At 45.7% G+C, this 10,000-nt stretch carries 15 protein-coding genes; 9 read left to right on the top strand and 6 right to left on the bottom strand.

Annotated elements, in window-relative coordinates; translation table 11 throughout:
• Positions 1 to 66: 66 nt before the first annotated feature.
• The 6 genes from LDL40_RS09385 to LDL40_RS09360 are packed head-to-tail and all read right to left on the bottom strand — an operon-like array spanning position 67 to position 3,345.
• Positions 67 to 324, bottom strand: a complete 258-nt coding sequence (locus LDL40_RS09385; RefSeq protein WP_300995059.1) for a BolA family protein — start codon at positions 322 to 324, stop codon at positions 67 to 69.
• Positions 314 to 625 carry a lipid asymmetry maintenance protein MlaB gene (locus LDL40_RS09380; protein WP_300995058.1) on the bottom strand — a complete coding sequence of 104 codons (312 nt, stop codon included), beginning with the start codon at positions 623 to 625 and terminating at the stop codon, positions 314 to 316. Before LDL40_RS09380 ends, LDL40_RS09385 begins: the two co-directional genes overlap by 11 nt.
• Positions 612 to 1,277 carry a phospholipid-binding protein MlaC gene (locus LDL40_RS09375; RefSeq protein ID WP_300995057.1) on the bottom strand — a complete coding sequence of 222 codons (666 nt, stop codon included), beginning with the start codon at positions 1,275 to 1,277 and terminating at the stop codon, positions 612 to 614. Before LDL40_RS09375 ends, LDL40_RS09380 begins: the two co-directional genes overlap by 14 nt.
• Positions 1,278 to 1,279: 2 nt before the next feature.
• Positions 1,280 to 1,747 (bottom strand): outer membrane lipid asymmetry maintenance protein MlaD, encoded by a 468-nt coding sequence (gene mlaD / locus LDL40_RS09370; RefSeq protein ID WP_300995056.1) that lies wholly within the window; start codon positions 1,745 to 1,747, stop codon positions 1,280 to 1,282.
• Positions 1,748 to 1,750: 3 nt separating this feature from the next.
• Positions 1,751 to 2,533: a lipid asymmetry maintenance ABC transporter permease subunit MlaE gene (gene mlaE / locus LDL40_RS09365; RefSeq protein ID WP_300995055.1), complete on the bottom strand. Its 783-nt coding sequence runs from the start codon at positions 2,531 to 2,533 to the stop codon at positions 1,751 to 1,753.
• On the bottom strand, positions 2,530 to 3,345 hold the full coding sequence (locus tag LDL40_RS09360; RefSeq protein WP_300995054.1) for an ATP-binding cassette domain-containing protein: 816 nt from the start codon (positions 3,343 to 3,345) through the stop codon (positions 2,530 to 2,532). The genes mlaE and LDL40_RS09360 overlap by 4 nt, the downstream gene beginning before the upstream one ends.
• A gap of 377 nt (positions 3,346 to 3,722) precedes the next feature.
• Between LDL40_RS09360 and LDL40_RS09355 the strand changes: the two genes are divergently transcribed.
• From LDL40_RS09355 to rapZ, 9 genes are all read left to right on the top strand, one after another.
• The gene (locus LDL40_RS09355; RefSeq protein WP_300995053.1) at positions 3,723 to 4,691 is read left to right on the top strand and encodes a KpsF/GutQ family sugar-phosphate isomerase; all 969 of its coding nucleotides are present in this window, start codon (positions 3,723 to 3,725) and stop codon (positions 4,689 to 4,691) included.
• Positions 4,691 to 5,248, top strand: coding sequence for a 3-deoxy-manno-octulosonate-8-phosphatase KdsC (gene kdsC, locus LDL40_RS09350; protein WP_300995052.1), 558 nt, complete (start codon positions 4,691 to 4,693; stop codon positions 5,246 to 5,248). The genes LDL40_RS09355 and kdsC overlap by 1 nt, the downstream gene beginning before the upstream one ends.
• A complete protein-coding gene (gene lptC, locus LDL40_RS09345; protein ID WP_300995051.1) occupies positions 5,245 to 5,799 on the top strand; it encodes an LPS export ABC transporter periplasmic protein LptC in 555 nt (184 codons plus the stop codon). The genes kdsC and lptC overlap by 4 nt, the downstream gene beginning before the upstream one ends.
• Positions 5,789 to 6,283: a lipopolysaccharide transport periplasmic protein LptA gene (gene lptA / locus LDL40_RS09340; RefSeq protein WP_300995050.1), complete on the top strand. Its 495-nt coding sequence runs from the start codon at positions 5,789 to 5,791 to the stop codon at positions 6,281 to 6,283. Before lptC ends, lptA begins: the two co-directional genes overlap by 11 nt.
• Positions 6,283 to 7,005: an LPS export ABC transporter ATP-binding protein gene (lptB, locus tag LDL40_RS09335; RefSeq protein WP_367304310.1), complete on the top strand. Its 723-nt coding sequence runs from the start codon at positions 6,283 to 6,285 to the stop codon at positions 7,003 to 7,005. Before lptA ends, lptB begins: the two co-directional genes overlap by 1 nt.
• Before the next feature lie 47 nt (positions 7,006 to 7,052).
• Positions 7,053 to 8,546 (top strand): RNA polymerase factor sigma-54, encoded by a 1,494-nt coding sequence (locus LDL40_RS09330; RefSeq protein WP_300995048.1) that lies wholly within the window; start codon positions 7,053 to 7,055, stop codon positions 8,544 to 8,546.
• Between the two features lie 25 nt (positions 8,547 to 8,571).
• The gene (gene hpf / locus LDL40_RS09325; protein ID WP_046520423.1) at positions 8,572 to 8,859 is read left to right on the top strand and encodes a ribosome hibernation promoting factor; all 288 of its coding nucleotides are present in this window, start codon (positions 8,572 to 8,574) and stop codon (positions 8,857 to 8,859) included.
• A gap of 25 nt (positions 8,860 to 8,884) precedes the next feature.
• Positions 8,885 to 9,340, top strand: a complete 456-nt coding sequence (ptsN, locus tag LDL40_RS09320; RefSeq protein ID WP_300995046.1) for a PTS IIA-like nitrogen regulatory protein PtsN — start codon at positions 8,885 to 8,887, stop codon at positions 9,338 to 9,340.
• A partial coding sequence (gene rapZ / locus LDL40_RS09315) for an RNase adapter RapZ (protein ID WP_300995045.1) occupies positions 9,337 to 10,000 on the top strand: 664 nt, incomplete at its 3' end. The genes ptsN and rapZ, both read left to right, overlap by 4 nt.

The following is a 10,000-nucleotide window of genomic DNA, read 5'->3' as shown; positions in this document are numbered from 1 at the left end:
GGAAATAACAACGTCACCTTTTAAGGTGGCGCCGCCTGAAACCAGAAATTGTTGCATCTTTAACTACTATACAGGTGGGTTAAGTAATTTTTCACGACGCCATTGAGTCGGCGTGAAAGTTTTTATCGAAACGGCGTGAATACTACCATCAGCAATAGCTGCCATCAAAGGGGCATAAATCATTTGCTGCTGTTTAACCCGGCTAACCCCGTCAAAACAGTCGCCTATAGCAGTTACAGCGTAATGATTTCCCTCAGCTTTTACATAGACTTCAGCCAGTTTCAGCTGTTCTGTTAATAACAGCTCAATCTCATTACACTGCATTGGTACTATCCTCTTTAACCAGTGGCAATAAGGCCACAACATCTGACAATTGCGCCAGAGAAAGCAATTGCTCTGGCACATGGCGCATTTGGACAGTCAATCCAAGTTTGGCGGCCTGCGCAACCTGATGTAACAACCAGGCGAGACCAGCAGTATCCACGAGTGCCAACTCGCTGAAATCAAAGACGACTGTTCCAGTCAGTTTTTTTAACAACTTAAATGGCCATACAGTTGGTACTGTATCCCGATCCAAAGCGCCGGAAAAAACCAGAGTTTGTTGCTGTTGACTAATTTTTAGCATCGTTACCCTGCAAAGGAGCCGTGATAGGAGCTTTTGATTTTTCGATTAACAACGCTGTGACACTGGCTAAACCCTGCTGACGGATCAAATTACCAAGCTCAGCTCTTTTGCTGTCCAGTAAAGAAATACCTTCGGCCACCATGTCAAACACCTGCCAGTTCTGCGCATCTTTAGCACGGCGTAACTTAAACTCGATATTGATATCTGGCTTACCAGGATCAATAACACGGGTTTTAATAGTCACGATATTTTGATTACCCACTGCTTTTGCAGGTTCAAAAATCACTTTCTGATTTTTGTACTGGGTCAAAGCACCAGCATAAGTCGCCACCATATAATCTTTGAATGCCACCACAAAAGCATCACGCTCTTCAGGTTTAGTTTGCTTGATGTAGTTACCAATCACACGAAAAGCCGCATAACGACTGTCAATATAAGGCACTAACTCTTCGTTGACTATCACACGTAAATGCTCAAGATCTTTTTGGATCACAGGTTGATCATTGGAGATACGGCGAAAGGTTTGATCAGCTACAGCTTCGATCATTTTGTACGGATCTTCATAGGTTTTTACGTCAGCAGCCGATGCCTGAGCAACTAAACCCAAAGAGAACAATGCTGTAGCCGCAATTTTTACCAGCAGATTTTTCATGCTTAGTTACTTCCTCTGTTAAATAAGAACTGGCCTATTAACTCTTCCAGTACGATAGCGGATTTGGTGTCTTCGACGTAATCACCACTTTTCAGAATAGAAACAGTTTCATCCACAAAACCTGGTTGTAAGCCAAGGTACTGTTCCCCCAATAAACCTGAAGTCAAAATAGCCACTGAGCTGGTTTCAGGAAAGTTATTGTATTGGCTGTCTATTTCCATAGCCACTACAGGCGAATACTCTTCAGTATTCAGTTCAATAGAACGGACACGACCTACGACTACACCACCCACTTTGATTGGAGACCGTACTTTTAGACCACCAATATTTTCAAACTTGGCGTACAACATATAAGTTTCGCCCGAACCCGTCATCCCGCTGTTGGCCACCTTCAGAGATAACAACATAAAAGCAGCGATAGCCAAAGCTACAAACAGACCCACCAACACTTCGATTTTGCGAGATGTCATTTTTTATCCACCAAACATTACTGCTGTTAATATAAAGTCAAAACCTAAGACCGCTAAAGAAGATGTCACTACTGTTTGTGTTGTCGCCTGACTGATGCCCTCTGAAGTTGGCACCGCATCAAAACCTTTATGTAAGGCTATCCAGGTCACAATCAAGGCAAACACCACACTTTTAATCACACCGTTCAAAATATCCTGCTGAAAATCTACATTGGCCTGCATAGCCGACCAGTAACCACCACCGTCTACACCTAACCAATCGACACCAACCAAATGGCCGCCGAGTATACCTACAGCAGTAAAGATCAAAGCCAGTAGCGGCATACTAATGACACCAGCCCAGAACCGCGGGGCAATAATACGGCGTAGCGGGTCCACAGCCATCATTTCCATACCAGACAACTGTTCAGTGGCTTTCATCAGACCAATTTCAGCTGTTAAAGCACTGCCTGCACGGCCGGCAAACAATAAAGCTGTAACTACAGGCCCAAGCTCCCTCAACAAACTCAAAGCTACTAGCGGCCCTAACATTTGCTCGGCACCAAACTTAGACAGCACAGTGTAGCCCTGTAACGCCAACACCATACCTATAAACAAGCCTGAAACCAGAATTATAAGTAAAGACAACACACCGACCACGTACAACTGCTTTAACAGTAAAGGAAAGCTTTTACGTGGTGTTGGCCAGGCTACCAAAGCTCCGAACAACATAATAGTTGCCCGGCCTATACCCTGGACTTTTGCAATACTGTGTTGTCCAAGTTGTTGTAACTTATCCACTATCACTTGGCTAACTCCATTAATTCAGCACTATAACTAGCCGCTTTAAAGTGGAAGGGCACGGGACCATCTGATTGTCCCTGCAAAAATTGCTGAACTAATGCCGAAGGATGAGCCCGAAGTTCGTCCGGCGTACCCTGCCCTATGACTTTTTGTTCTGCTACTACGTAAACATAGTCAGCAATACTCATCACTTCATTGACGTCATGCGACACCACAACAGAAGTTAAACCTAAAGCGTTGTTCAACGAACGAATCAACCTGACGATCACGCCCATCGAAATTGGGTCCTGCCCTGCAAAAGGCTCATCGTACATAATGAGTTGTGGATCTAAAGCTATGGCACGGGCCAAGGCAGCGCGGCGGGCCATACCACCTGACAATTCAGCCGGCATCAAATCCCTGGCCCCACGCAAGCCAACGGCTTCCAACTTCATCAACACCATCAGGCGAATAATCTCTTCCGGCAGACGGGTATGTTCACGGATAGGGAATGCGACATTGTCATAGACCGACATATCACTGAACATAGCGCCGCTTTGAAACAACATGCTCATTTTTTGCCGGGCTTTATACAAATCTTTACGATTGAGCTGTGGAATGTCCTGACCATTGATCAGAATTTTGCCTTGTTCAGGCTTTAGTTGACCACCAATTAAACGCAACAAGGTGGTTTTACCAATACCACTGGGGCCCATAATAGCCGTCACTTTACCACGCTGAAACTGCATGCTCATGTCATCATAGATCACACGGTCACCACGTTTGAACGTCAGGTGCTGAATGTCTACCAGAATATCTGACACGTTGATCCTCATTTCTAACAGAGAGTAGCGCCATCGCTAAATTTGAAGGCGCGCAATATACCTATGCACCACAGCGACTTCAAGCCAGGCGCTCGGATAAAGGCCTGCCATTGTATAGGTTTTTCGTCGCAACAACCTTATAAAAAATAGTAACAACTGATTGCAAAAACAGAATAATTCGTTTGTTTTGCGTAATCTTTTGCATTTACACCTGATAAGCACGAAAATATCGGCCTCTGTGCATGGCCGCAAAGTGTGCCGCGCTGAAAATGAATCAAAGCTTAACGTTTTCGCTATCTGGATGATCTGACAGTATTTCTTACCAGATCCTTTCCGCCAGACAGCAAAAACTAAAAAGCTGACCAGAACTATTAAATGGGGATTTTTTCATGACTCTGGACTTTCGCCCTCAGGCTCTGCGGGTACTGCAGATCGAAGCAGCCGCAGTAACCCAACTTGCAGCTTATATAGACGAAAGTTTCAATCTGGCTTGTCAAATGATGTTTGACTGCAAAGGCAGAGTAATAGTGATTGGCATGGGAAAGTCGGGCCATATTGCACATAAAATTGCAGCTACTCTAGCCTCCACAGGGACACCGGCTTTTTTTGTCCATCCGGCAGAGGCCAGTCATGGTGATTTGGGGATGATTACTCAGGACGATATAGTGCTGGCGATCTCCAATTCGGGTGAAACTGCTGAAGTCCTGACGATAGTTCCAGTGCTGAAGCGTCGTGGTATCAAAATGATCGGCATGACTGGACGCCCTGAATCGACCTTAGCCACTTTGTCAGACGTGCATCTTTGTGTGCGGGTTGAACAGGAAGCCTGTCCTTTAGGATTAGCTCCGACCGCCAGCACTACGGCCACTTTAGCTATGGGTGATGCAATAGCTGTTGCTCTTTTAGACGTGCGCGGATTTTCCGCTGATGATTTTGCCTTGTCTCATCCGGGTGGTAGCTTAGGCCGCCGCTTGCTGTTGCGGCTCGAAGATGTCATGCATTCGGGTGAAGCCTTGCCACTGGTGCATCAGCAGGTTAGCCTGAAAGAAGCCTTATTGGAAATATCCCGCAAGGGTCTGGGCATGACGGCCGTAGTCGATGATAACGGCAAATTGGCCGGTTTATTCACCGATGGCGATTTACGTCGGGTGCTGGATCAGCAGGTTGACTTGCATACAGCGACTATCGCCAGCCTGATGACCAGAAACTGCATTACAGCTAAACCTGCTATGCTGGCAGCAGAAGCATTGCAAATTATGGAGCAACGCAAAATTAATGGTCTAATAGTGGTCAACGAACAACAGGTGCCAGTGGGGGCTCTGAATATGCATGACTTGCTAAAAGCCGGAGTGCTCTGATGTCAGCTTTATTTACGCAAATGTATCAGGCGATCAGTCCGGAGCTGGAACATAAAGCCAGGCATATTCGTTTGTTGATTTGTGATGTCGACGGCGTGTTTTCTGATGGTCGTATTTATCTTGGCAACCAGGGTGAAGAGCTCAAGGCCTTTCATACCCGTGACGGCTATGGAATCAAAGCCTTGCGCCATGCCGGCATTGAAGTGGCAGTGATTACTGGTCGCAATTCAACCATAGTGCAGCAACGCATGACCTCTTTAACAGTGCCTTATATCTATCAGGGTCAGGAAAATAAACTGGCTGCTTTTGCTGAACTCCAGCAAAAACTTACACTCGAAGCCTCACAAATTGCTTTTATAGGTGATGATTTGGCCGACTGGGCTGTGATGCAACACTGTGGCTTAAGTGTTGCGGTGCAGGATGCGCATCCGTATTTGAGTTTGCATGCTGATTACCGCTGTACCTTACCAGGTGGTTTTGGGGCAGTACGTGAACTTTGTGATTTGCTGCTGACCAGTCAGGGTAAGTTTGCAGATTTTTCAGGAAGCAGCATATGATCCGTCAATTTCTTTGGTTATTACTGATAGTTGCAGCCGCTGCTGGTTTTTATAGCTGGCAACTGCTGGATCAGGAGCAAAGTGGCGTTCCCGGAAATCAGGATAATCAACCCGATTATGTCGCTCAGGATCTGACCCGAATGATCTACGATCAAGAGGGTCATCTGTCCGATCTGATCCGGGCGCAGCGTATGGAACACTTCGAGCGCTTTGGTTTTTTGCAGTTTGATTTCCCTATCTACACCATTTATCAGGAAAAAGTGCCATTATGGCAAGTGACAAGCGAGCAAGCTGTGCTTTATCCTGACGACAAGCTCATTCTTGAACACCGGGTGGAGTTGCGCAATATGTCTGCAGATCCCCTATTTACCCGAATAGAAACTAATGCAGTGGAGTTGCTGTTTAACAGCAATATGCTGCAGTCAAACGAACAGGTGCGGATTTTTGGACTGGGTTTTCAGATCTCGGGACTTGGCATGCTGGCCGATTTGAATGCACAGAACATAGAGCTGAAAAAGCACACAAAAACGGTTTATTACAATGAAAAGTAACATTATTTTACTAAGTATCGCTCTGGTATTCAGCGGATTTTGTCTGGCAGGCCCGGATGATTTCAAAAAAGAAATTCAGGTGGACTCGGACCGTCAGTTTGGTTCAATAAAAGACAAAGTCATGACCTTTGTTGACAATGTAAAAGTCAACCAGGGCAGCCTGCTGATTGAGGCTGACAAACTCGAAGTGATAGCCAGCGCAGGTAAAGGTAAAGAAGTCTTTATCGCGTCCGGCTTACCAGCTAAGTATTCTCAAATGCTCGATGGCGATAAACCAATTAAAGCCAGTGCCAACGAAATCCGCTATGACGTCGACAAAGGTACTTTGGTACTGACAGGCGATGCTGAACTGAGCCAGAATGGCAGTATGGTGCAAGGTGCTGTCATCAAGTACAACCTTGAGAAGCAAGAGCTGCAAGCAGAGTCTGACGGTAAAAAAACCGAAAGAGTCACTACTGTGTTCAGCCCGGAAGGAAAAGAATAATGAAGTTAGTCGCGGCCCATCTGGCTAAAAGTTATAAAGGCCGTCAGGTGGTGAAGGACGTCAGTCTTGAAGTAAATGCCGGGCAGATCGTAGGCTTACTTGGGCCAAACGGCGCAGGAAAAACTACGACTTTTTATATGATTGTTGGTCTGGTGCCATCCGATAAAGGTCAAATCACATTAGATGACAAAGACATCACTTTTGATCCCATTCATGCCCGCGCCCGCAGTGGCATTGGTTACTTGCCCCAGGAAAGCTCAATATTCCGCAAGCTGACTGTGTATGACAATCTGCTGGCGATTCTGCAGCACCGCAAAGATTTAACCGAAGAGCAGCGTGAAGAAAAAGCCGATGCCTTGCTGGATGAATTCCACATTGGCCATATCCGCAATAGCCTGGGTATGAGTTTATCCGGTGGTGAAAGACGAAGGGTAGAAATAGCCAGGGCTTTAGCTGCAGATCCAGCCTTTATCCTGCTGGATGAACCTTTTGCTGGTGTTGATCCTATTTCAGTGTTAGATATAAAAAAAATTATTCAGCATCTCTGTCTAAGAGGAATAGGCGTGCTGATCACAGACCACAATGTACGTGAAACGCTTGATGTCTGTGAAATTGCCTATATTGTAAGTCATGGAGAACTGATTGCTGCAGGTACACCGGCTGAAGTATTAGCGAATCAACAAGTCCGGGATGTCTATCTGGGTGAGCAATTCAGGTTATAGTTTAAAACAACATCCGAATAGGGTTGTTTGGAGAAAATAAGAAGTACATGAAACCGTCTCTGCAACTTCGTCTTGGTCAGCAGCTCACAATGACACCTCAATTGCAGCAAGCAATTAAACTGCTGCAACTGTCTACTATTGAACTGCAACAGGAAATTCAGGAAGCACTGGATGCCAATCCTCTGCTGGAAGCTGAAGATGACTATGCCGCATTTCAGGAGCCTTCTTCCAAAGAGCTGAACCACAGTGCCGAATTTGACGCGCCTGACTACGACAGCAGCCATGATGAGCATTACGAACCTGAAGTCAAGGACAGCAGCGAAGCGATGTCCGAACAAAATATCAAAGAAGACTTGCCGCTCGACAGTCACTGGGATGACCTGGTCAGCGCAGCTCCTGTAGCAGGTGCCAATAATTTTAATGGCGATGAAGACACTGTATTTCAGGGCGAAACCAGCGAAACACTACAAGACTATTTACGTTGGCAAATGCAGCTAACACCCTTTTCTGACACTGACCGCGCTATAGCTGAAATTATTATCGAAGCTATAGACGAAAATGGTTTACTGACGATAGATACCGAAGAAATTCTTGAATCCCTTGGCATGCCCGATGTGGAAGCTGATGAAGTTGAAGCGGTGATCAAACGCATCCAGTTATTTGACCCTGTAGGTGTCGGTGCCCGCAGCATTCAGGAGTGTTTATTGGTACAGCTGCGACAGTTTGATCCAAAAACCCCTTACCTGGCGGAAACCCGGCATATTATTAAAGAATATACTGACTTTTTAGCCAACAGAGATTTCCGTTCTCTGATGCGTGTGACTAAACTCAAAGAAGACGATTTAAAAGAAGTGATGCGATTGATCCACAGTTTGAATCCGCGGCCTGGTGCAGATGTGATTCGACAAGAACAGTCGTATGTGATCCCTGATGTGTCGGTGGCGAAAATCAAAGGACGTTGGATGGTCGAGTTAAATCCTGATGCAATGCCAAAGATCAGAATTAACGAACAATACGCCGCCATGTCACGCAACGCCCGTAACGCTTCTGACGGTCAGTTTATCCGCTCCCACCTGCAGGAAGCCAAGTGGTTTTTAAAAAGCCTGGAAAGCCGGAACGAAACTTTATTAAAAGTCGCTAATTGTATAGTGCAACAACAACAGGCCTTTTTTGAGCACGGCGAAGAAGCCATGAAACCCATGGTATTAAACGACGTTGCTGAGATGGTGGGGATGCATGAATCAACAATTTCCCGTGTTACTACACAAAAATATATGCACACACCCAGAGGAATATTTGAACTTAAGTTCTTTTTCTCCAGTCATGTAAGTACAGAGAGCGGTGGTGAATGTTCATCTACCGCCATCCGCGCCTTTATTAAAAAATTGGTGGCGGCGGAAAATCCTGCCAAACCTTTAAGTGATAGCAGGATGGCAGAAATACTGTCGGAACAGGGAATTAATGTCGCACGGCGTACCATTGCCAAGTATCGTGAAGCCTTGTTTATTCCGCCGTCTAATCAGCGCAAGAGCTTGCTTTAACAGCTCTATTAAGAAGGAAGAGTCTATGCAAATCAACTTAACTGGTCGTCATGTAGAAATCACTGAAGCACTGAGAGAGTACGTCGATAGCAAATTTTCCAAACTTGAACGTCATTTTGATCATATTAATAATGTACATGTAGTGCTGAACGTGGAAAAATTAAAGCAGATTGCAGAGGCTAAGTTACACCTCAACGGAGGTGAAGTATTCGCTGTATCGGAAGACGAAAATATGTACGCTGCGATAGACCAGCTGATCGACAAACTGGATCGCCAAGTTATTAAACATAAAGAGAAAATTTCTCGTCATTGATTCTGAAACTATGAACCTGAGCTCAATGTTATCGGAGGACTGCACCAAGAGTGCGGTCCTTTTTAATAGTAAAAAACGCATCCTGGAATACATAGCTGAACTGGCGCATCAGCGTTTACCTGAAGTTCCAGAGTACAACATACTTGAAGCACTGATGAGCCGTGAGAAACTCGGTTCTACAGGTATAGGCGGTGGTATCGCTATACCTCATGGCAAATTAAAAAATGTCACCACCCCCTTGCTGGTGTTTGTCGTCAGCAAAGACCCAATACAGTTTGATGCTATTGATAATCAGGCTGTGGATATATTTTGCGCCATCCTGATCCCGGAAAACCAATGCCAGACGCATTTATCTACCCTGTCCGGCATAGCGCGAATGCTTAGCCAAAAAGACTTCACCAAAAAGATCCGTCACAGCGCCAGCAGCCATGATTTGTATCAGTTGCTGATGGTTGGCGCAGAACAGGTAGCGGCAAAATGAAGTTACTGGTCGTAAGTGGTCGATCGGGTTCGGGCAAATCTGTTGCCCTGCGCGTTATGGAAGACCTTGGTTATTATTGTGTAGATAACATCCCTGTTAATTTGTTGCCAACGTTAGCCAACGCCGTTATGGGACAATACGAACGTGTTGCCGTCAGTATTGATGTTCGCAACCTGCCACAAGACCCCGATGAATTAACAGATATCCTGTCTTACCTGCCACATAAAGTCGACCTGACCATTCTCTATCTGGACGCTGACCACACCAGCCTGATTAAACGCTTCAGCGAAACCCGCCGTTTGCACCCGCTGTCTCATCAGGCTATGTCGCTGGATGAAGCAATCCAACGCGAACAGCAGCTGCTAGACCCCATTTCCAGCCGCGCCGATTTGTATCTGGATACCACAGAGCTAAACGTACATCAGCTGGCAGAACAGCTTAGAGAGCGTATCCTTGGGCAAAAAACAGGACGTCTGGTTATTCTGTTTGAATCCTTTGGTTTTAAATATGGTATTCCTAAAGACGCCGATTATGTCTTTGATGCACGCTTTTTACCTAACCCACACTGGGAACCTGAATTAAAAATCCTGACGGGATTAGACCAACCCGTGCAAAATTATTTGTCTTCACAGGCTGTTGTAGCCCAGTATATCTGGCAAA

This window comes from Rheinheimera sp., assembly GCF_020217005.1.
Taxonomy (GTDB): Bacteria; Pseudomonadota; Gammaproteobacteria; order Enterobacterales; family Alteromonadaceae; genus Pararheinheimera.
This window is presented reverse-complemented; position numbering and strand designations above follow the sequence as displayed.

Excerpts from the sequence above, each read along its gene's own strand:
- LDL40_RS09380 (WP_300995058.1), bottom strand. The coding sequence starts at position 625 with ATGCTAAAAATTAGTCAACAGCAACAAACTCTGGTTTTTTCCGGCGCT.
- kdsC (WP_300995052.1), top strand. The coding sequence starts at position 4,691 with ATGTCAGCTTTATTTACGCAAATGTATCAGGCGATCAGTCCGGAGCTG.
- lptB (WP_367304310.1), top strand. The coding sequence starts at position 6,283 with ATGAAGTTAGTCGCGGCCCATCTGGCTAAAAGTTATAAAGGCCGTCAG.
- LDL40_RS09355 (WP_300995053.1), top strand. The coding sequence starts at position 3,723 with ATGACTCTGGACTTTCGCCCTCAGGCTCTGCGGGTACTGCAGATCGAA.
- LDL40_RS09360 (WP_300995054.1), bottom strand. The coding sequence starts at position 3,345 with ATGAGGATCAACGTGTCAGATATTCTGGTAGACATTCAGCACCTGACG.
- ptsN (WP_300995046.1), top strand. The coding sequence starts at position 8,885 with ATGTTATCGGAGGACTGCACCAAGAGTGCGGTCCTTTTTAATAGTAAA.
- mlaD (WP_300995056.1), bottom strand. The coding sequence starts at position 1,747 with ATGACATCTCGCAAAATCGAAGTGTTGGTGGGTCTGTTTGTAGCTTTG.
- LDL40_RS09375 (WP_300995057.1), bottom strand. The coding sequence starts at position 1,277 with ATGAAAAATCTGCTGGTAAAAATTGCGGCTACAGCATTGTTCTCTTTG.
- hpf (WP_046520423.1), top strand. The coding sequence starts at position 8,572 with ATGCAAATCAACTTAACTGGTCGTCATGTAGAAATCACTGAAGCACTG.
- LDL40_RS09330 (WP_300995048.1), top strand. The coding sequence starts at position 7,053 with ATGAAACCGTCTCTGCAACTTCGTCTTGGTCAGCAGCTCACAATGACA.
- LDL40_RS09385 (WP_300995059.1), bottom strand. The coding sequence starts at position 324 with ATGCAGTGTAATGAGATTGAGCTGTTATTAACAGAACAGCTGAAACTG.
- lptA (WP_300995050.1), top strand. The coding sequence starts at position 5,789 with ATGAAAAGTAACATTATTTTACTAAGTATCGCTCTGGTATTCAGCGGA.
- lptC (WP_300995051.1), top strand. The coding sequence starts at position 5,245 with ATGATCCGTCAATTTCTTTGGTTATTACTGATAGTTGCAGCCGCTGCT.